Annotated in this window: 16 protein-coding genes and 2 pseudogenes; 4 read left to right on the forward strand and 14 right to left on the reverse strand. The window is 71.2% G+C overall.

Annotation, left to right across the window (positions count from 1 at the left end; genetic code table 11):
• Positions 1 to 91: 91 nt before the first annotated feature.
• Together QUE51_RS04115 and QUE51_RS04120 are read right to left on the reverse strand one after the other, a co-directional pair.
• Positions 92 to 1,450 carry an extracellular solute-binding protein gene (locus QUE51_RS04115; protein WP_286278338.1) on the reverse strand — a complete coding sequence of 453 codons (1,359 nt, stop codon included), beginning with the start codon at positions 1,448 to 1,450 and terminating at the stop codon, positions 92 to 94.
• Positions 1,451 to 1,502: 52 nt separating this feature from the next.
• On the reverse strand, positions 1,503 to 2,597 hold the full coding sequence (locus tag QUE51_RS04120) for an ROK family transcriptional regulator (RefSeq protein WP_286278339.1): 1,095 nt from the start codon (positions 2,595 to 2,597) through the stop codon (positions 1,503 to 1,505).
• Positions 2,598 to 4,017: 1,420 nt separating this feature from the next.
• Between QUE51_RS04120 and QUE51_RS04125 the strand changes: the two genes are divergently transcribed.
• Positions 4,018 to 4,482: an Hsp20/alpha crystallin family protein gene (locus QUE51_RS04125; protein WP_286278340.1), complete on the forward strand. Its 465-nt coding sequence runs from the start codon at positions 4,018 to 4,020 to the stop codon at positions 4,480 to 4,482.
• A 60-nt stretch (positions 4,483 to 4,542) separates the two neighbouring features.
• On the opposite strand, the gene QUE51_RS04130 is transcribed toward QUE51_RS04125, so the two are convergent.
• On the reverse strand, positions 4,543 to 5,769 hold the full coding sequence (locus QUE51_RS04130) for an NADP-dependent isocitrate dehydrogenase (protein ID WP_286278342.1): 1,227 nt from the start codon (positions 5,767 to 5,769) through the stop codon (positions 4,543 to 4,545).
• 136 nt (positions 5,770 to 5,905) lie between these two features.
• On the opposite strand from QUE51_RS04130, the gene QUE51_RS04135 reads away from it, so the two are divergent.
• Both QUE51_RS04135 and QUE51_RS04140 read left to right on the forward strand, forming a co-directional pair.
• The gene (locus QUE51_RS04135; protein WP_286278343.1) at positions 5,906 to 6,358 is read left to right on the forward strand and encodes a GNAT family N-acetyltransferase; all 453 of its coding nucleotides are present in this window, start codon (positions 5,906 to 5,908) and stop codon (positions 6,356 to 6,358) included.
• A complete protein-coding gene (locus tag QUE51_RS04140) occupies positions 6,358 to 6,687 on the forward strand; it encodes an MGMT family protein (RefSeq protein ID WP_286278344.1) in 330 nt (109 codons plus the stop codon). The genes QUE51_RS04135 and QUE51_RS04140 overlap by 1 nt, the downstream gene beginning before the upstream one ends.
• Positions 6,688 to 6,754: 67 nt before the next feature.
• Here QUE51_RS04140 and QUE51_RS04145 read toward each other — a convergent pair whose 3' ends face one another.
• From QUE51_RS04145 to sucC, 8 genes and pseudogenes are all read right to left on the reverse strand, one after another.
• Positions 6,755 to 8,566, reverse strand: coding sequence for an ABC transporter ATP-binding protein (locus tag QUE51_RS04145; protein ID WP_286278346.1), 1,812 nt, complete (start codon positions 8,564 to 8,566; stop codon positions 6,755 to 6,757).
• A pseudogene (locus QUE51_RS04150) lies at positions 8,563 to 10,382 on the reverse strand (ABC transporter ATP-binding protein). The gene QUE51_RS04145 and the pseudogene QUE51_RS04150 overlap by 4 nt, the downstream one beginning before the upstream one ends.
• Positions 10,383 to 10,614: 232 nt before the next feature.
• Positions 10,615 to 11,850 carry a dimethylargininase gene (gene ddaH, locus QUE51_RS04155; protein ID WP_286278347.1) on the reverse strand — a complete coding sequence of 412 codons (1,236 nt, stop codon included), beginning with the start codon at positions 11,848 to 11,850 and terminating at the stop codon, positions 10,615 to 10,617.
• Between the two features lie 45 nt (positions 11,851 to 11,895).
• Entirely contained in the window at positions 11,896 to 13,500 is a 1,605-nt protein-coding gene (purH, locus tag QUE51_RS04160) for a bifunctional phosphoribosylaminoimidazolecarboxamide formyltransferase/IMP cyclohydrolase (RefSeq protein WP_286278349.1), read from the reverse strand.
• A complete protein-coding gene (purN, locus tag QUE51_RS04165) occupies positions 13,497 to 14,087 on the reverse strand; it encodes a phosphoribosylglycinamide formyltransferase (RefSeq protein WP_286278351.1) in 591 nt (196 codons plus the stop codon). Before purN ends, purH begins: the two co-directional genes overlap by 4 nt.
• A gap of 9 nt (positions 14,088 to 14,096) precedes the next feature.
• On the reverse strand, positions 14,097 to 15,338 hold the full coding sequence (locus QUE51_RS04170; protein ID WP_286278353.1) for a cell division protein PerM: 1,242 nt from the start codon (positions 15,336 to 15,338) through the stop codon (positions 14,097 to 14,099).
• A 50-nt stretch (positions 15,339 to 15,388) separates the two neighbouring features.
• Entirely contained in the window at positions 15,389 to 16,276 is an 888-nt protein-coding gene (gene sucD / locus QUE51_RS04175; protein WP_286278354.1) for a succinate--CoA ligase subunit alpha, read from the reverse strand.
• Positions 16,277 to 16,297: 21 nt separating this feature from the next.
• Positions 16,298 to 17,459, reverse strand: a pseudogene (gene sucC / locus QUE51_RS04180) (ADP-forming succinate--CoA ligase subunit beta).
• A 267-nt stretch (positions 17,460 to 17,726) separates the two neighbouring features.
• Between sucC and QUE51_RS04185 the strand changes: the two are divergent.
• On the forward strand, positions 17,727 to 18,077 hold the full coding sequence (locus tag QUE51_RS04185; protein ID WP_286278355.1) for a histone-like nucleoid-structuring protein Lsr2: 351 nt from the start codon (positions 17,727 to 17,729) through the stop codon (positions 18,075 to 18,077).
• Between the two features lie 36 nt (positions 18,078 to 18,113).
• Here QUE51_RS04185 and QUE51_RS04190 read toward each other — a convergent pair whose 3' ends face one another.
• Genes QUE51_RS04190 through QUE51_RS04200 form a run of 3 tightly spaced genes read right to left on the reverse strand, consistent with a single transcriptional unit; the run spans position 18,114 to position 20,450 of the window.
• A complete protein-coding gene (locus tag QUE51_RS04190) occupies positions 18,114 to 18,662 on the reverse strand; it encodes an arsenate reductase/protein-tyrosine-phosphatase family protein (RefSeq protein ID WP_286278356.1) in 549 nt (182 codons plus the stop codon).
• 34 nt (positions 18,663 to 18,696) lie between these two features.
• The gene (locus QUE51_RS04195) at positions 18,697 to 19,989 is read right to left on the reverse strand and encodes a tyrosine-protein kinase domain-containing protein (RefSeq protein WP_286278357.1); all 1,293 of its coding nucleotides are present in this window, start codon (positions 19,987 to 19,989) and stop codon (positions 18,697 to 18,699) included.
• The gene (locus QUE51_RS04200; RefSeq protein WP_286278358.1) at positions 19,971 to 20,450 is read right to left on the reverse strand and encodes a YveK family protein; all 480 of its coding nucleotides are present in this window, start codon (positions 20,448 to 20,450) and stop codon (positions 19,971 to 19,973) included. The genes QUE51_RS04195 and QUE51_RS04200 overlap by 19 nt, the downstream gene beginning before the upstream one ends.
• Positions 20,451 to 20,534: the final 84 nt, after the last annotated feature.

Consider the following 20,534-nt stretch of genomic DNA (forward strand, 5'->3'; position numbering starts at 1 on the left):
CCTGCCTCCTTCCTTCCTGAAGGTGGGGATCACGGGGCCGGTGTCCCGGCGGGGTGGTGGCGGCCGCCGGTTGCCCGGCGGCCGCCGATGGTCACTTGCCGTTCAGCATCGGAGTGATCTTGTCGTCATACTCCTTCGCCAGTGCGGCGAGGTCCGACGCGCCCTCGATCTTGCTGAAGAACTCCTCCAGCACGCTCGAGGCCTCCACCGTCGCCCAGCCGGGGGCGGCGGGGGTCAGCTTCGAGTTCGACGCGGACGCGATGAGCGCCTGAGCGAACTGGTCGTCGCCGAGTGCCGAGGTGTACTTCGAGTTGGCCGGACCGAGCCCGTTCTTGCCGAGCATCTCCTGGTACTCGCTGCTGAAGATGATCTTCAGCAGCTCCTTGGCGAGCTCCGGGTTCTTGCTCTTCGCGGAGATCCCGATGTTCGAGCCGCCGGCGAAGACCGGGGCCGGCTTGCCGTCGTTGCCGGGCAGCGGGAAGACGCCGAACACGTTGTCGTCCCAGGTGCGGGTCACGGTCCCGTCCTTGTCGCCCTTGGTGCCGATCGACCAGTGGGCCCAGCCCGGCGCCATGATGGTGGCGGCCGACAGCGACACCGGCGTCGTCGGGTCGTCGGGCGTTGCGCCCGGGACCGCGTCGTCGTCGTTCAGGTAGATGTACTGGTTGCTGTCCTTCGCGTCGTTCGGCGCGTTGGAGGCGGCCTTGTACAGGTCCTGGAGCTGCTGGAGGCCCTTCAGGGTCTTCGGGTCGGAGAGGGTGGACTCCCACTTCCCGCCGGACTCCTTCGCGAGGTCGCCGCCGTTGGCGAAGATCCAGGAGATGCCGTCGCGCCAGTCCTGGCCGCCGAGGTAGAACCCGGAGAAGCCTTGGATCCCGGCAGGGTTCTTCTCCGCGATCGTCGCGACCGCGGTGTTGAACTCGTCGAGCGTGGTGGGCACGGTGACCCCGGCCTGCGACCAGATGTCCTTGCGGTAGAAGACGTACCGCGACCCGAAGTAGTAGGGAAGCGTGTAGTTCTTCCCGTCGACGACGCCCGCGTCGACGAAGCTCTGCAGCAGGTCGGTGCCGCCCAGCTCGTCGTACATGTCGGAGACGTCGAGGAAGGCCCCCACGTTCGTGAAGGTGGGCGACTGGGTGTTGCCGATCTCGGTGACGTCCGGGGTGTTGTTCGCGTCCGGCAGCGCCGTCGTCAGCTTCGGGACCAGGTCGCCCCAGTCCTGCTGCTCGATCTCGAGGTTCGCACCGGTCTGCTTGTTGAACTCGTCCTTGAGGTACGTGCGCAGCTCATCGGGGGTGTCGGCGCCGGCGAGCCAGAGCGTGATGGTCTTGTCCGAGTTGTCGCCGCTCCCGGAGTCGCCGCCGGAGCTGTTGCTGCCGCTGGCGCACCCCGCGAGGAGAAGCGACGAGGCGGCCGCGATCGCGACGACGCCCGTGAACTTCCTTCTCATGGTGGGTCCTTTCAGGTGGGTTGGAGGAGGGCACTGCGTGGTGCTTGTGGGGTCAGGACACCCCGAGTCGTCCGGACAGGACGAGGACGGCCGCGCCGAGGAGGACGATGTCGTCGCCCAGCGTGGTCATCCGCAGGAGGAGATCGCCCGACGAGTCGGTCATCGTCCTCCGGCGGATCGTCTCGAGGGCTGCCTCCGCGAGGACGCCGTCGAGAAGCTCTTCGGGGCCGCTCAGCACGACCTCACCGAGGTTGAGCGCGCCCACGACGGGCGCGAGCGCGACCCCCAGGCGCTGGCCGGCACGCCGGAGCACGTCGTCGCGGAGAGCCCCCGCGGTCTCGAGGCGGCCGGTGAGCGACGGCACGGACAGCCACGACTCCACCGTCTTGCCCCGGTCGTACTCGACATCCAGCCCGCCGTCGGTGCCGACCATCACCTGGCCGATCTCACCGGCGGCGAAGCGCCGCCCATGCACGAGCGCCCCGCTCACGATGAGCCCCGAGCCGACGCCGTTGCCGATCTTGATGAGCATGAGGTCGCCCTCGGCCTGGCCGAACCCGTGCTCGGCGAGCGCCGCCGCGTTGGCGTCGTTCGAGACGATCACGGGGACGCCCAGTCGCTGAGCGAGGAGATCCTGGAGCGGGACCCGGGTCCAGCCGAGGTTCGGTGCGGTCTGCACCGTCCCCTCGAGGTTTACGACTCCGGGGGAGCCGACTCCGACGCCGAGCACGGGCGCCGTGGTGCGAGCGAGCGTGCGCTCGGCGAGGAGGGTCACCTTGGCGAGCGCCTCCTCCCCCGTGCTGCCCTCGAGGGGCAGCTGCTCACGCGCGAGGATGCTGCCGTCGAGGTCGAGGACGGCTCCCCGAAGGAGGTCGTGACCGCTGAGGTCAAGGCCGACGATCTGGTGACCGCCGCGGTCGATCTCGAGGAGGGTCGCGGGCTTCCCGGGGCGCGAGTCCTCGCGCTGGCCCAGCTCGCGGACGAAGCGCTCCCCGATCAGCTCCCCCACGAGGTCCGACACGGTGGCGCGAGTGAGGCCCGTTTCGCGGGCCAGATCGGCGCGGCTGAGGCCCTCGGTGCGCAGCAGCGTCTGGAGAACGAGGGCACGGTTGTGTCGGCGCGCGTGCTCGGGCAGCACCTTCGCCATCGGGCGTAGGAGGCGGCCTGGAGAGGCCAACGGCGTCGTCGTCACGTTTGTTAGTATCCTTTACAAACAACCACCGATGCAAGAGGCGTGTGGTGCGTGTTTCAGGGCTGAGGCGGTGGACGCGGGGCGCGCTTCGCCGGCTCGGGAGGCCTAGAAGGGGATACCGCCCTTGCGTTCTCCGCGACCGCCCACGGCGCGGGAGCACGTTGGCGTTGTCCCTCTGAGGCTTAAGACGACGAGTTGTTCGGGGCAACACTCTCTGCTGGCCGATCTCCCGCGTTGTGTTCGGCAAGCGCGCGTGCGCCCGTGTCGAGCGCGCCCTGCTCCACCGAGCGCGGCGTGTGACGACGAGCGCGCTGCGTAGACGGGCCGCGCTCGTCGCTACGGGGCGCGCTCGACGCGCGCGCGGCGTCCCGGACCGCGCTCGGCGTCTCGGACCCGCGCCCGACGCGCGAGCTGCGGCCGCCACGGCATCCGGCGGTCAGCCCCGTCCGTCTGCGCGACCCGAGTTCACGCGTGCTCCGGCTACCACTGAGGAAAGCAGGCCACCTCCGAGCGCGCCCTCCGGCGCCGAGCGCGGCGCGTGACGACGAGCGCGGTGCGTACACGGGCCGCGCTCGTCGCTACGGGGCGCGCTCGGCGCGCGCTCGGCGTCCCGGACTGCTCTCGATGAGCGAGCTGCGGCCGTCACGGCATCCGACGGTCCGGGCCTTTCGCACGCGCGACCTGAGCGCACAGCGCAGCTCCCACTGGCTACCAGGGAAAGCCGGCCGCCTCCCGAGCGCGCCCTCCCCCGCCGAGCGCGGCGCGTGACGACGAGCGCGGTGCGTAGACGGGGCGCGCTCGTCGCTACGGGGCGCGCTCGGCGCGCGCTCGGCCTCTCGGCCCGCGCTCGATGAGCCAACACCGAGCACCACGGCGTCCGACGGTGCGTCCTTCGTCCGCGCTACCTGGAGCGCACAGCGCAGCTCCCGCTATCAACCGACGGAAGCCGGCCGCCTCCCGAGCGCGCCCTCCCCCGACGAGCGCGGCGCGTGACGACGAGCGCGGTGCGTAGACGGGGCGCGCTCGTCGCTACAACCCGCGCTCGGCGCGCGCTCGGCGTCTCGAGCCGCGCTCGGCAGGGACAGCGAGCAAAAGGCGTCCGGACGCAGCAAAAGGCGCGCCGGAAGCGGAAACCGGCCATCCGATCCTCCGTCTTAAGCCTCAACCTCGCCCCCGCGCGGCCTCCCCACGGGTGCCTCCATCACCCTCCGGACACGAGCCGCGACCTCCCTTGAACCTCTCGAAATCGACCCCCGAGAGCACCCGAAATCCTCTTGGCACTCTCCCGCGCAGAGTGCTAATCTGCTGCTACTTGAGCCGATAGGGCTCAACTTCAGACACCCGCCACAGTGCGGCCCGACGGAAAGGAACAACCATGGCCATGAACTTCGACCCGTTCCGTGAGCTCGACCGGCTCGCCGGCCAGGTGCTCGAGACGCGCGGTCCGCGGCTGATGCCGATGGACCTGTACCGCGACGGCGACCACTACGTGCTGAGCGCCGACCTTCCCGGCATCGACCCGGGCTCGGTCGACATCGACGTGGACGGCCAGCTCCTCACGATCCGCGCCGAGCGCACGCTGACGAGCGGCCAGGGCGTGAAGTGGCTCGCCAGGGAGCGGCAGAGCGGCTCGTTCCTGCGCCAGCTCAACCTCGGCCAGGGCATCGACACCGAGCGGATCGCGGCGAGCTACGAGAACGGCGTGCTCAGCGTGACGATTCCGGTGAGCGAGCGCGCCAAGCCTCGCAAGATCGAGGTCGGCACCTCGGCCAGCTCCAACACCGTGACGGTCGGCAGCACCCAGTCGAGCACCGGCTCGCAGGGCAGCATCGAGTCCTGACCCGCAACGACGAAGCGCCCGTCCCCGAGGGGCGGGCGCTTCGTCGTGAGCGGCCAGGACCTAGCCGTTGATGCGGGCCTGGAGGTTCTCGTCGAGGGTGTCGAGGAACTCGTCCGTGCTCAGGTAGGGCTGGTCGGGGCCGACGAGGAGGGCGAGGTCCTTCGTCATGGCGCCGGACTCGACCGTCGTGATGACGACGTCCTCGAGCGTGTTGGCGAAGTCGATGAGCTGCTGGTTGCCGTCGAGCTTGCCGCGGTGCGCGAGGCCGCGCGTCCAGGCGTAGATCGAGGCGATCGGGTTCGTCGACGTGGGCTTGCCCTGCTGGTACTGGCGGTAGTGGCGGGTCACCGTGCCGTGCGCGGCCTCCGCCTCGACGATCTTGCCGTCGGGCGTCGTGAGCACGCTCGTCATCAGGCCGAGGGAGCCGAAGCCCTGCGCGACCGTGTCGCTCTGGACGTCGCCGTCGTAGTTCTTGCAGGCCCAGACGTAGCCGCCCTCCCACTTGAGCGAGGCGGCGACCATGTCGTCGATGAGGCGGTGCTCGTAGGTGAGGCCGGCCTCGGCGAACTTGTCCTTGAACTCGGTCTGGAACACCTCCTCGAAGATGTCCTTGAACCGGCCGTCGTAGGCCTTGAGGATCGTGTTCTTGGTCGAGAGGTACACCGGGTAGTTGCGGGCGAGGCCGTAGTTGAGGCTTGCCCGCGCGAAGTCTCGGATCGAGTCGTCGAGGTTGTACATCGCCATCGCGACGCCGCTGCCGGGCGACTGGAAGACCTCGAACGACTGGGCCTCTCCGCCGTCCTTCGGCTGGAAGCTGATCGTCAGCGTGCCCTGGCCGTCGAAGCGGAAGTCGGTGGCGCGGTACTGGTCGCCGAACGCGTGGCGGCCGACGATGATCGGCTTGTTCCAGCCCGGCACCAGACGCGGGATGTTGGAGATGATGATCGGCTCGCGGAAGATGACGCCGCCCAGGATGTTGCGGATGGTCCCGTTCGGGCTGCGCCACATCTTCTTAAGGCCGAACTCGGTGACGCGGGCCTCGTCGGGCGTGATCGTCGCGCACTTCACGCCGACGCCGTGCTTCTGGATGGCCTTCGCTGCGTCGATGGTGATCTGGTCGTCGCTCGCGTCGCGGCTCTCGATGCCGAGGTCGTAGTACTCGAGGTTCACGTCGAGGTACGGGTGGATCAGGCTGTCCTTGATCTTCTGCCAGATGATCCGGGTCATCTCGTCGCCGTCGAGTTCGACGACAGTGCCCTCGACCTTGATCTTCTCGGCTGCTGCCACTGCGCTCGCTCCTCGGCTCGTTGTACGGGCCCCGGCCCGGGGCCGTGTGCCAGCCTACCAACCGCTCGAGATGTCTCGACGTCGAGACAAGTTCCGCCGCGGTGCGGCGCCCCGTCCGGCCCGCTACCCTGTGCGCATGGGCACGCTGGTCCTCGAGGAGCTGAACGCCGGCAACATCGTCGCGGCGAATTCGCTGACCCTGAAGCCGGGGCAGGAGCAGTTCGCCGCCCCCGCGTCGTACGCCATCGGCGAGCCGTATGTGAACCCCACGACGGCCTGGCCGCGCGTGGTTTTGGAGGACGGCAAGGTCGTCGGCTTCATCATGGGCAACTTCGATCCCGCGTCCGATCACGAGGAGTTCCGCAGCTGCATCTGGCGGATCAACGTGAAGGCGGGCGCGCAGGGCCACGGCGTCGGCACGTTCGCGGTCCAGGCCCTCGCCGACGAGGCGCGCTCCCGCGGATTCAACCGGCTCACCGTGATCTGGGAGCCCGGCGAGCTGGGTCCCGAGGAGTTCTTCCTGCACGTGGGCTTCCGCCCGATCGGCGAGACCCGGTACGGCGAGGTCATCGGCGCGCTCGACCTCTGATGGCTGCGGTCTTCGACCGGCCCGGCGACTACACCGAGCAGGTGCTCGATCTGGTGGCCCAGATCCCGTCGGGACGCGTCATGACCTACGGCGACGTCGCGTGGACGTTCGGTCGCCCGGGTGCCCGCGCGGTCGGGATGGTGATGCGGTACCACGGTTCGTCCGTGCCCTGGTGGCGCGTCCTCCGCTCCGGCGGTCACCCGCCGACCGGCCACGAGGCGCGTGCGCGCGAGCACTACGAGGAGGAGGGCACTCCCCTGCTCCCGGCCTCGACCGAGGCCGGCTACCGCGTCGACCTCGCGGCCGCGCGCTGGACACCCGACAGCTGACGCGGGTCGCGCGGACAACTCACGACCGGCGGCGGGGGTGCGGCTGTCCGCACCGCCCGCGCCGGCGTCAGACGAGAGAGTCCCGCCAGGCCTGGTGCAGGGAGGCGAAGCGTCCCGTGCCGCCGATGAGCTCCTCCGGAGTGCCGTCCTCGACGATCCGGCCCTTGTCCATCACGAGCACCCGGTCCGCGATCGCGACCGTCGACAGCCGGTGCGCGATGATGACCGCGGTCCGGTCGGCGAGCAGCGTCTGCAGGGCCTCCTGCACCGCGCGCTCGCTCGGGATGTCGAGCGACGCGGTCGCCTCGTCCAGGATCAGCACCGTCGGATCGGCGAGGAACGCGCGCGCGAAGGAGAGCAGCTGGCGCTGCCCCGCGGACACGCGGCCGCCGCGCTTGTTGACGTCCGTGTCGTAGCCGTGCGGCAGGTCCTCGATGAAGGCGTGTGCCCCCACCGCCTTGGCCGCGCGCACGATGTCCTCGCGCGTGGCGTCGGGCCGGCCGAGCGCGATGTTGTCCGCCACGGTGCCGGAGAACAGGTAGGCCTCCTGGGTGACCATGACGATCGCGCGGCGCAGGTCCTTCGGGTGCAGCTCCCGCAGGTCGATGCCGTCGAGGCGCACCGCACCGGCCGTCGGGTCGTAGAACCGCGACAGCAGCTTCGCGAGCGTCGACTTGCCGGCCCCGGTCGAGCCCACGAGCGCGACCGTCTGCCCTGCCGGCAGCTCGAGGTCGAACCGGGGCAGGATGACGCCGCCGCTCCGGTAGCCGAACTCGACGCCCTCGAAGCGCACGGCGCCGCGGGCCCTCCGAAGGTCCACCGGCCGTGCCGGATCGGCGACCGTCGGCCGCTCCTCGAGCACACCCGAGATCTTCTCGAGCGCCGCGGACGCCGACTGGTAGCCGTTGTAGAACATCGCGAGCTCTTCGAGCGGGTCGAAGAAGCGCCGGATGTAGAGGAGCACCGCGAGCAGCGCGCCGATCGCGAGCTGGCCGGCCGCGACCCGCAGGCCCCCGACGAGCAGGGCGCCTGCGACGGTGAGGTTGCCGATGAGGACCAGGCCCGGATCGAAGGTCCCGAACAGCCGGAACACCTTCGCGTTGGCCCCGCGGTAGTCCTCGACGAGGCCGCCGAACTTCTCCCGGTTGCGGTCCTCCTTCCGGAACGCCTTCACCGCGCGGATGCCCGTCATCGTCTCGACGAACTGCACGATGAGCCGGGCGGAGGCGACCCGCGTCTGGCGGAACAGGCGCTGCGAGCGCGTCTGGAACCAGCGGACCAGGAACCAGAGCGGGATCAGCGCGCACGCGAGGACGAGCCCGCTCGGGGCGTCCACCAGGATCAGCGCGATCGCCGTGAACAGCGTGTAGAACGCGCCGGACACGAGGTTGCCGATGCCCTCGTCGAGCAGCTCGCGGATCGAGTCGAGGTCGCTGGTCTGGCGGGCGATGATCCGCCCCGAGGTGTAGCTCTCGTGGAAGTCCATGCTCAGCCGCTGGGTCTGCGAGAACACGCGCTGGCGCAGGTCGAAGAGCACGGCCTGAGCGATGCGGGCCTGGAGCACCCGGAACCAGCCGATGAGGGCCGCTCCCGCCAGGCTCGTGAGCAGGAAGCCCGCTCCGGCCAGGGCGAGGGGCAGCCAGTCGCCGTCGGCGAGCGCGGGCACGCCCCGGTCGACGCCGAGCGCGATCAGGGCAGGGCCCGCCACCTGCAGGCCGGTCGCGATGATGACCACGACGAGCGTCAGGGCGATCTGCCGTCGGCGGGGACGCAGCAGCTCGAGCAGGAGGCGCTGGGAGCGCTTGCGGACGGTGCGGCTCTCAGCGCGCGAGAGGTCGTCGCGCTCCTCGCCCGAGACGCCCGCGACTGCCGTGCTCATGCGTTCACCTCCGCTCGCTCGCCGACGGGGTCGTCGTCGGCGGGATCGTCGTCCGCCCGGTCGTCGTCGAGGCTCGAGATCACGAAGCGGTAGTGCTCGTTGGTCGCGAGCAGGTCGGAGTGCCGTCCGACCGCGGTGATGCGGCCCTGCTCGAGCACGGCGACACGATCCGCGAGCTGGACGGTGGACGGACGGTGGGCGACGACGAGCGCGGTGGTCGAGGACAGCACGTGGCGCAGCGCCGCCTCGACGAGCTCCTCCGTCTCCACGTCGAGCGCCGACAGCGGGTCGTCGAGCACGAGCACGGCCGGCTTCGCGGCCACTGCGCGGGCGAGCGCGAGGCGCTGCCGCTGACCGCCGGAGAGGCTGAGGCCCTCCTCGCCGATGACCGTGTCGACGCCCTGGGGGAGGTCGTCGACGAACCCGGCCTGGGCGATCGCGAGCGCCTCCCGCATCGACTCCTCGCTGCGATCCGGGCTGCCGAGCAGCACGTTCTCGCGCACCGTGTCGGAGAAGAGGGTCGCGTCCTCGAATGCCATCGCGATGTGGCGCCGCACCTCCGCGAGGCGCAGCTCACGCACGTCCACGCCGTCGAGCAGCACCGCTCCCCGGTCACCTCGTAGAGGCGCGTGGGCAGGGCCGTCAGAGTCGACTTCCCCGACCCGGTGAGGCCGACGAGTGCCATGGTCTCGCCCGGCTCGATCACGAGGTCGATCCCGTCGAGGAGGTCGGGCAGCTGCTCGGGCGCATCCGGATAGCGGAAGTGGACGTCCCGGAACTCGAGCCGGCCCTGCGGCCGCTCGAGGGTCGCAGGCCGCTCGGGGTCGCGGATCAGCACCGGCTCGTCTATGACCTCGAAGAAGCGGTCGGTCGCGTTGCGGGCGTCGAGCGTGAAGGAGAGCAGGAAGCCGATCGACTCGAGCGGGAACCGCAGCACCGTCGCGGTGGCGAAGAAGGCGACGAGCGCACCCGCCGTGAGCTGCCCCTGGGCGGCCAGGATCACGCCGACGGTCAAGCACAGGGCGAGCGTGCCATCCGGGATGAGGGTCAGCCAGCGCCAGATGAACGCGACCGCGCGGGCCTTCTCCATCTCGGTGCCGCGCAGCTCCTCCGCCTGGGCCTCGAACTTGCGCAGCGCGTGCGACCCGCGGCCGAACGCCTTGAGCACGCGGATGCCGTGCACCGACTCCTCGACCGCAGTGGCGAGGTCGCCGGCCTGGTCCTGGCTGCGCCGCGCGGCCGTGCTGTAGCGGCGCTCGAAGCGGATGGCCACGAGCCAGATCGGGATCGCGCTCAGCAGGAAGACCGCGCCGAGCAGCGGGTCGATGCCGAAGAGCAGCACGGCGCCGACGACGACCGTCACCGAGTTGACGACCAGAAGGACCAGGCCGAACGCGAGCCAGCGGCGGATCAGGTTGAGGTCGTGCACGGCGCGCGACAGCAGCTGGCCGCTGGGCCACCGGTCGTGGAACGCGACGGGAAGCGCCTGCAGGTGGGCGTAGAGCGCGTTCCGCATGTCCGCCTCGACGTGCGTGTTCGGCGTCAGCACGAGCCAGCGCCGCACGAGGATGGCGAGCGCTTCGAGGATCCCCAGACCCACGATGAGGAGCGTCGACGGAAGCACCGCGGCCGCATCCCCGTCCTGGAGGGCGGAGTCGACGAGGACCTGGAGGACCTGCGGGATGGCGAGCGCGACGAGCGCGGCCACCAGCCCGGCGACCATGCCGGCGATGAGGCGCGGCAGCGCGGGGCGGACGAAGGGGCCGAGGCGGAGCAGGGCACGGACGGTGGACAGTCGATCAGCGTCGACGGACATGCGGATCCCTAGAGGCCCGAGCGGGCCGAGGAGGTCGAACAGGGAGGAAGGAGCGCCGGTCGAGCCGGCGAAGGTCGTGCGGAGGCGGCGGGAAGGCTCGCGGGGCGGTCAGGCGCCCGCGTACGGCGGGACGAGACGCCGGACGGAGCCCGTGGATGCGCGCAGGGAAGTGTCCATGTCGTCCTCCGATTCGCTCCGATGCCCGGCCGTGGCGGCGGGCGAGCCTCCTAGGCTAGCCGCGGGCGCGGGAGTCCTGCAAGGGCCGGATCCGCACCGAGAGGCACGTGACGCAGCCCTCGAGCTTCTCGAACTCGCTCAGCGGCACCGACACCACGCGGTAGCCCAGCGAGGTCAGCAGCTCGGCGGTGCGCGGCGCGCTGGCGGAGAGCAGCACGGCGTCCGGGCCGAGCACCACGACGTGGACGCCTTCCGGCTCCGGCACCTCGAGGTAGCGCGGGAAGATCCTCGGGTCGTCGACAGTATCCGGGTGGCCGAGCACCGTGCCGTCGGGCAGCGCGGTCACGGCGGACTTGAGGTGGAGGACCTTCGTCACCGGCACCCCGACCACTGTGAGGCCGCGCATCCTCAGGATCGCCCGGAGCTGCCGGATGCCCTCGCCATTGGTGCGGCCGCCCTGGCCGACGTAGACCGTGCGGCCGATGATGAGCACGTCGCCGCCGTCGAGGGTGCCCGGCTCCTCTATGCGCTCGATCGGCAGGCGCAGCGAGCGGAGGGTCTCCTCCACGGCGTCGACCTCGTCCCGGCGCTGCTCGGCACCCGGGCGGGTCAGGACGGCGACTCCTCCCGCCACGACCACGGTGTCCTCGACGAAGACGGAATCCGGCCCCTCTGAGGCGGGCACCTCGAGCACGTCCCAGCCCTCCGAGCGGAAGGCGTCGACGTAGGCCGCCCACTGCTCGTCGGCCAGAGCCGAGTCGACCGGGACGCGGTCCTGGAAGGTGACGGCGCCCTCGGCGAGGCGCGGCGACGGAAGACGGACGAGGGCCGCGCGCCCCGAGCGGAGGACGGCGGGCGAGCTCTCCAGGATCGCGCGATGCAGCGGGCGGCCGACCGTCAGCGCGGCGATCACGGTGATGATCAGGAAGGCGAGGTTGACGCCGACGAGGGTTCCGGCCACCACCCCGACGAGGTTCCCGGAGAACGGATTGCCCGAGAGCAGCGCACCCAGGGTGGTGCCGATCAGCGCGGCGACGAGTCCCGCGACCACCCCCGTCAGCAGGGTCCACCCGATCCTCCGGAAGGCGCCGAGGCGCGCACCGATCGCGAGCACGACGAAGGACACGAGCATCGCGAAGCCGAAGAACCCGTTGGCCACCGGAAGCACCTCGGGGTTGAACCCGTTGCCGACGAAGAACAGGAAGACGGTGGCAGCGTGGGCGGCGAGCGCGGCGGCCGCGGCGCTCAGGAGAGCCGCGAGCAGTCGCCGGCCGGGAGGGGGCTGAAGCACCCGTCAACCCTAGCCGCGGCCCGTCGAGCCCCAGGCCGGACCGCCTCAGTGGTAGAAGTGGCGCTCCCCGGTGAAGTACATCGGCACGCCCGCGCGCTTGGCCGCCTCGATGACCTCGTCGTCCCGGACCGAGCCGCCGGGCTGCACGACCGCCCGCACACCCGCCTGCAGCAGGACCTCGAGGCCGTCGGCGAAGGGGAAGAACGCATCCGAGGCGGCGACGGAGCCGCGCGCACGCTCCCCCGCCCGGGACACCGCCAGGTGGCACGAGTCGACCCGGTTGACCTGGCCCATGCCGACTCCGACGGACGCTCCCGAGTTGGCGAGCAGGATCGCGTTCGACTTGACCGCCCGGCACGCCCGCCAGGCGAACTCGAGGTCCGCGAGCGTCGCCGCATCGACCGCGTCGCCGGAGACGAGCCGCCAGGTCGAGGTGTCGGACTGCGCCGAGTTGACGCCCTGGTCGAAGCTGTCGACCGTCTGCACGAGCACGCCGCCGCTGATCTGGCGGAACTCGCGCGGCTCCCGCCGGTAGTCGCCGGGCAGCTTCAGGATGCGGAGGTTCTTCTTCTTGCCGAGCACCGTGAGCGCGTCCGGCTCGAAGTCGGGCGCGACGAGCACCTCGGTGAAGATGTCCGCGACCTGCTCCGCCATGCGGAGAGTGACCGTTCCGTTCGCGGCGATCACCCCGCCGAACGCGGAGACCGGGTCGCACTCGTGCGCGCGGATGTGGGCGGACGCGATCGGGTCCGCCGCCTTGGGCGAGGCGACGGCGATGCCGCACGGGTTCGCATGCTTGATGATCGCGACCGCGGGGCCCGTGAAGTCGTAGGCGGCGCGCACGGCCGCGTCCGCGTCCACGTAGTTGTTGTAGCTCATCTCCTTGCCGCCGAGCTGCTCCGCCTGCGCGATGCCGCGGCCCGACGGGAACGTGTACAGCGACGCGCGCTGATGCGAGTTCTCGCCGTAGCGGAGCGGCGTCGCGAGGGTCGCCTCCACGCGGAGGACCCTGTCCGCGTCGCCGGTCTCGGCGGCCATCCAATCAGCCACCTGGCGGTCGTAGGCCGCGGTGTGCGCGAAGGCGGCGGCCGCCAGCCGGCGCCGCTGCTCCAGAGTCGTGCCGCCGGCGGCCAGCGCCGCCAGGATCTCGGGGTAGCCCTCGGGAGAGACCACGACCGCGAGGTTGGCGTGGTTCTTGGCCGCCGCCCGCACCATCGCCGGGCCGCCGATGTCGATCTGCTCGATCACCTCGCCCGCCGGAGCACCGGCCGCCACGGTCTGCGCGAACGGGTACAGGTTGACGACGGCGAGCTGGAAGGGCTCGATGCCGAGCTCGGTGAGCTGGCGCTCGTGATCCTCGAGGCGCAGATCGGCGAGCAGGCCGCCGTGGATCGCCGGGTGCAGCGTCTTCACCCGGCCGTCCAGCGACTCGGGGAAGCCGGTGGTCTGCGACACCTCGGTGACGGGCACGCCGGCCGCGGTGAGGGTGCCTGCCGTGGACCCGGTGGACACGATCTCCACTCCGGCCGCGGCGAGCGCGCGGCCGAGCTCGACCAGGCCGCTCTTGTCGCTCACGGACAGGATCGCCCGGCGGACCGGGACGACGTCGCGCTCCCGGTACAGGGCCGGGTCGATGCGGGGGCCGCTCATGTGGGGTACTCCTCCAGTCGGATGCGTCCTGCGGCGATGCCGCGGATCACGTCGGAGAGCAGCCGCCGCTCGACCGTCTTCACGCGGTCGTGCAGCGTCTCCTCGGAATCACCGGGCAGGACGGGGACCCGCTCCTGCGCGATCACGGGTCCGGTGTCGACGCCCTCGTCGACCAGGATCACGCTCGCCCCCGTCTCGCTCACTCCCGCGGCGATCGCGTCCGCCACGGCGTGCGCGCCGGGGAACTCGGGGAGGAGCGCGGGATGCGTGTTGAGCAGGCCGGGAGACAGGGCGCGGACCACCTCGCCGGGGAGGAGTCGCATGAAGCCGCTGAGGACCACCACGTCCGGTCGCCATTGCTGGATCTGGCTCAGCAGCTCCTTTCCCCAGTCCTCGCGCGTCGGGAACGAGGACAGGGGCACCGTGAAGGACGGGATGCGGAACTCCTCGGCATGGACCAGCCCGTCGGCGTCGCGGTCCGACCCGACGGCGAGCACGCGCGCGGGGAAGTCGGCATGCTCCGCCTCGGCGAGGAGCGCCCGGAGGTTCGAGCCGCCGCCCGAGATCAGGACGACGAGGGACAGCACTCCGAAAGCCTACCGGCGCGCCTCTTCCGCCCGGTATGCGCGCTCCGACTGCTCGCCACCTCCGCGCCTGCGGCCGCTGAGGAGTCCGAGCGCCGCGCCGATGCCGAACTCCACGCCGGCGAGCAGCCCGACGAGGAGCGGATCGGGGCCCACGGAGGCGAGCCGTCCCGGCCCGGCAGCACCGGAGGCGGCGGACGCGAGCAGCCCCATGGCGAGCCCGCCGGTCAGCGCCGCGATCCCGGCGGCCACCAGCAGCTCCCCCGCCGCGGCGGGGAGCAGGAGAGCCCGGTCGATCCTGGGCCGCAGCAGAGCGCCCACGAGGAACGCGCCGACGACCGGGAGGAGCAGGCCGAGGAAGCCCCAGCCGAAGTCGCCGGCGGGCAGTGCGCCGAGGACCGGGAGGCCGGGCAGGGGGCCCACCGCCGTGCCCAGCGGCGACACCGAGGACCCAGCGCCGAGAGCGAAGCCGGGACCGAGCAGCCAGGCGGCCGCCCAGATCACGAGGTCGGGAAGGACCGCGAGCTGCCCGAGCGTCAGCGCCGCCCCGCCGAGCACGTCCCCCTGCAGCGCCTCGTACAGCGAGATGACCGTGGAGTAGCCGAGGACGAGCAGCGCGGCGACGGCGACCGCGGAGACCGCGAGGAGGACGGCCAGGGACGCGAGCCCGGCCCTCGCTCCTTCGCGGAGGAGGACCGCCCAGTCCACAGGCAGCCCGACGCGGAGCAGGAACGCCTCTTCGCCGTGCCGGTTCCGGCGGAGAAGCCAGCCGCCGGCGAGGCCCACGGTGAAGACGGCGGTCGGGAGCAGCACGCCCTGCCACCGGGAGGGCTGGGCGGACTCCGCCCCCGCCGTGAGCACGACGAGCGCCGACACAGCGGCGAAGGTGGCCATCGCGACGAGCGCGCCGAGCCGGGGATGCTCGGACGCACGAAGCCGCGCGCCGGTCCGCGCAGCCAGCACCGCGGTGGTGAGCCCGAGCCCGAGGGCCCCCACGGTCACGACGAACGGGTTCCCGGCGCCTGCCAGGGCCAGCCGGGTCGCGAGGGCGGGATCGAGCACGAAGCGCACGTCCACCCCGTGGCCGAGCAGCCACGTGTCCGCGGCAGCTCGGTAGAAGACGGCCCAGTCGACGCCGAGCTCGTACTGGAACGCCCAGAGGGCGGTCAGAGGCACGAGCAGCGCGCCCAGTCCGATCCCAGCCGTGAGCAGGGACTCGAGGGCGGCGAGAAGGGCGGTGACTGGGCGGTTCATGCGTTCCGGAGCCTAACCCCGGAGATGCCCGGCGCCCGGGTGAAACCCCGTCAGACGGTCGCGAACACCTCGCGCATGAGCGCGGCGGTCTCGCTCGGCGTCTTGCCGACCCGCACGCCTGCGGCCTCGAGGGCCTCCTTCTTCGCCTGGGCGGTGCCCGACGAGCCGGAGACGATCGCACCCGCGTGACCCATCGTCTTGCCCTCCGGCGCGGTGAAGCCTGCGACGTAGGCGACGACGGGCTTGGTGACGTTGGCCTTGATGAAGTCAGCCGCGCGCTCCTCGGCGTCGCCGCCGATCTCACCGATCATCACGATGGCCTTGGTCTCCGGGTCCGCCTCGAACGCGGCCAGCGCGTCGATGTGCGTGGTGCCGATGATGGGGTCGCCGCCGATGCCGACGGCGGTCGAGATGCCGATGTCGCGCAGCTCGAACATCATCTGGTACGTCAGCGTGCCCGACTTGGACACGAGGCCGATGGGGCCGGCGTCCGTGATGGTCGCGGGGATGATCCCGGCGTTCGACTTGCCGGGGCTGATCACGCCGGGGCAGTTTGGCCCGATGATGCGCGTGGTGCCGCCCTTGGCCTTCGCCTGCGCCCAGAACTCAGCGGAGTCCTTGACCGGGATGCCCTCGGTGATCACGACCGCCAGGGGGATCTCGGCGTCGACGGCCTCCAGCACGGCGGCCTTCGCGAAGGCCGGCGGCACGAAGATGACCGACACGTTCGCGCCGGTGGCCGCCATGGCCTCAGCCACCGTGCCGAAGATCGGCAGCGTGCGCCCCTCGATTTCGACCTCGGTGCCCGCCTTGCGCGGGTTGACGCCGCCGACGATCTGCGAGCCGGACTTCAGCATCCGGCCGGCGTGCTTAGTGCCCTCGGACCCGGTCAGGCCCTGGACGATGATCTTCGAGTTCTCGTCGAGAAGGATCGACATGTTCGTTGGTTCTCTTCCTGCTCAGGCGTTCGCCAGCTCGGCGGCCTTGTCGGCGGCGTCGTCCATCGTGTCCACGACGGTCACCAGAGGGTGCGCGGCGTCGGCCAGGATGCGCCGCCCCTCCTCCACGTTGTTGCCGTCCAGGCGGACCACGAGGGCTTCGTCGCGGTGTCGCCGAGCTTCTCCAGCGCGCCGACGATGCCGTTCGCGACCGCGTCGCAGGCGGTGATGCCGCCGAAGACGTTGACGAACACGCTCTTCACCTGCGGGTCGCCCAGGATCACGTCGAGGCCGGCCGCCATCACCTCGGCGGAAGCGCCGCCGCCGATGTCGAGGAAGTTCGCGGGCTTCACGCCGCCGTGCGCCTCGCCGGCGTAGGAGACGACGTCGAGCGTCGACATCACGAGTCCGGCGCCGTTGCCGATGATGCCGACCTCGCCGTCGAGCTTCACGTAGTTGAGGTTCGCCGCCTTGGCCTTCGCCTCGAGCGGGTCGACGTCGCCGGCCTCGGCGAGCGCGGCGTGGCTCTCGTGCCGGAACTCGGCGTTCTCGTCGAGGGTGATCTTGCCGTCGAGGGCGATGACCTCCCCGACTCGGTGAGCACCAGCGGGTTCACCTCGACCAGCGTGGCGTCCTCATCGCGGTACACCCACCAGAGCCGCTCGATGACCGGGACGATGCGGTCGAGCAGGTCCTCGGGGAATCCTGCGGCCCGGGCGATCTCGTTCGCCTTGTCCGCGTCGATGCCGGTCAGCGGGTCGACCTCGATGCGCGCGAGCGCTTCCGGCTTCTCCACCGCGAGCTGCTCGATCTCCATGCCGCCCTCGACGCTCGAGAGCGAGAGGTAGGAGCGGTTGCCGCGGTCGAGCAGCACCGAGAAGTAGAACTCCTGGGCGATGCGGGCACCCGCGGCCACCATCACGCGCCGCACGATGTGGCCCTTGATGTCGAGTCCGAGGATCGCCTGCGCTGCGGCCTCAGCCTCGGCGGGGCTGTGTGCGACCTTCACGCCGCCGGCCTTGCCGCGGCCTCCGGTCTTGACCTGCGCCTTGACGACGACAGTGCCGCCCAGCTTCTCGGCCGCTGCGCGGACCTCTTCGGGGGTGTCGGCGACGATGCCGGGGAGCACGGGGACCCCGTAGCTCTCGAACAGGTCACGGGCCTGGTACTCGTATAGATCCACGCGTGTCTTCTCGGTCCTTGTGCTTCGGGCTCGGCCGAGGCCGAGGAGGGACAGCTGAACTCTACCCTTCCCGTGGAGGGCCGCTCGCGCGCGCGGCGGCCCCCGGCCGCGGAATACCGCGGCTATCGGCGCGGGGTATTTCGCGATTATCAACCAATTCCGGGCCGACTCGCGGAAGTGTCGCCTTTATCCGTACACTAATCCGCGCGGCTATTTCCGCCGCGAATTCCGGGCATAGTCCCTCAAAGCGATTGCTGAGAAGAAACCGTGGCACAGAAAGTCATTGTCGAGACCGTCGACGACCTGGACGGCAGTGTTATCACCGACGGCTCCGGCGGAACCGTCGCATTCTCCTACCAGGGGAAGTCCTACGAGATCGACCTTTCCTCCGACAACCGTGAGAAGCTCGCGTCCGCTCTCGAGCCCTACATCTCCAAGGCGCGGCCGACCGGCCAGCGCCGCCGCGTCGCCGAGGCGCCGTCCCAGTCCCGCAACAGCGGCGGCAGCGGCAACCGCCTGCAGGAGGTGCGGGAGTGGGCCCGCGCCAACGGCCACCAGGTCTCCGACCGCGGCCGCATCTCGAAGCAGATCCAGGACGCGTTCGAACAGGCTCACTGAGCTCGTCGAGCTCGTGGCGGCCCGTCGCGTCTGCTCTCAGCGCACCCGCGCGAGGGCGGGCGCGACGGATCGCACCGCGTCGTCGATGAGGGCGGCGGCCACCTCGTACTCGGCCAGGGGCCGGCGGTAGGGGTCCGGCACGTCATCCTGGTCCGGCGCCACAGGCGCGGCGAAGCCGCGCCGCGCAGCCACGGCGGCGACCACCGACCGCCCGTCGCCTTCCGGCACCTCGGCCATGGCTGCCAGACGCGCGAACTGGCGAAGCGTGAAGGTGTAGGCGGACGCCCGGGGAAACAGCTCCACGACGCGCGCCCGGTGCTCCCGCGCCGCGGTCAGGATCAGCCCCGAGCTCTGCACGAGCTCCCGCGTGACGCGCCGCGCGAGGTGCCCGTCGGGCTCCCCGCCGTGCTGGCGGGACATCAGCGCCGCTTCGTCGGTCATCGGCATGCCCGGACGAGCGAGCGTTCCGGCGCTGCCGAACTCCACCGGCGCCTCTACGCGGGCGCGGAGCAGCTGCTCGGCGATGGGAGACCGGCAGATGTTGCCGGAGCACACGAGAAGGACCGGGAAGGCCACGCCGCTCACCGCCCGTGAGCCGCGCCCGTGAGGACGCCGGCGCTCACAGGGTGCCGCTCCGGGCGGCACTCTCCGATTCGAGGAATGCGGCTTCCTCGAGCGTCGTCTCCTGCTCCTCGCCGGAGTCCGGGACCGCCGAGCGGAGCCGGACCGCGTTCCGGCGTCCCCTCCGTCGTGCGGGGCGCTGCGGCCGAACCTTGGCCGGCCGCGCACCGCGCGAGATGGAGGACCTGCGGTCAGCCGGAACCGGCTCGGCCGGCGCCTCGGCCGGCGGCTCGACAGCAGCGGGCAGCTGCACAGCGGGCATGGCGGGCAGGCGCAGCACGGAGGGGTACTCGGCTGCCGAGGGGCCCACGGCCGGAGGCTCCGTGGGAAGCGGCTCAGCCGGACGCGGCGTTCCCGTCTCCGAGGCCGGCACCCAGTCGGCGACGTCGGCAGGGTCGGCCAGATACCCGTAGCTGTAGCCGTAGCCGTAGGCGTCGGGTCCCTTCGCGGGCAGCATCGTCAGCACGACCCCGGCCGGCGTGACCTCCACGTTCCGCAGAGCGGCGAAGGTCTGGCGCAGCTGCGCCTTCCGGGTGCGGCCGGAGGCGACGACGACCAGCACGCCCGACACATAGGTCGAGAGCACTGCGGCGTCGGTCACCGGCAGAAGCGGGGCCGCGTCGAAGAGCACGTACTCATAGCTCTGCTCGAGACGGGCGATGAGCTGCACCATCGCGCTCGAGCCGAGCAGCTCGCTCGGGTTCGGCGGGATGCGCCCGGCGGGCAGGACGTCGAGGCTTCCGCTCCCCCACGGCTGGACGAGATCGTCGAAGTCGGCCCGGCCGATGAGCAGGTCGGAGAGGCCGACGGCGCCCTCGAGCCCCAGCATGTCCGCGAGGCGGGGCCGGCGCAGGTCCGCGTCGATGACGATCACCCGGCGACCCGCGTCCGCGAGCGCGATGGCGAGGTTCGCGACCGTCGTGGTCTTGCCCTCCCCCTGCACGGAGGAGGTGACGACGAAGCTGTGCCGCTGATCCGTTCCGCCGAGGAACTGGAAGTTGGTGCGCAGCGTCCGGAAGGACTCCGCTCGGATGCTGCGCGGATCGTCCTGGACGATGAGCGGCCGCTCCGGAGCGCGAGCGTCGAACGCGATGCCGCCGATGATCGGCGCCGGGGAGAGGCCGCGGACGTCGTGCTCGCCGCGGACATGGGTGTCGAGGGTCTCCCGCAGCACTGCGGCGGCGAGGCCGAGCGCGAGGCCGATGAGCGTGCCGAGCGCGAGATTGAGCGGAACGTTGGGGCTCTCGGGCGCGGCCGGCTGGACGGCGTCCGTCACCTGGGTGATGCGCACGGGCGATACGCCGGTGTCCGCCTGGGGGCCTCGAGCTCCTCGACGACGCGGGCAAGGCTCTGCGACGCCGCATTCGCGAGGTCGGCAGCCTCCGCGGGATCGGTGGACGTCGCGTCGATCTGGATGAGGCTGGTGTCGAGCGGAGCCGTCGCGGTGATGCGCAGTCCCAGCTCCGCCGCAGACTCGTCGAGGTCCAGCTGCTCGATCACGGGATTCAGCACCTTGGGCGTGGTCACGAGCTCGGCGTAGGACTTCACCCGGTTCTGGGTGAAGGTGTTCCCCTGCACCAGGTCGCTCACCGTGTCGTTGCTCTGGACCGACACGAATACCTTCGCCGCCGCCGAGTATTCGGGCGTCGCGACGAAGGAGTAGGCGGCCGCGGCGGCGATCCCGGCGAGGGTGATCGCCGTGATCAGGATCCATCCTTTGCGGATGATGCGGACATAGTCGCGGAGTTCCACGTGGCGCTCCCTGGTCGGGTGGATTGTGCCGGGATCAGCACGGGGGCGTTCCGAGCCTACGCAGTGGTGTATATCCCGGAAAGC

It is taken from the genome of Naasia aerilata (assembly GCF_030296595.1).
Taxonomy (GTDB): Bacteria; Actinomycetota; Actinomycetes; order Actinomycetales; family Microbacteriaceae; genus Naasia; species Naasia aerilata.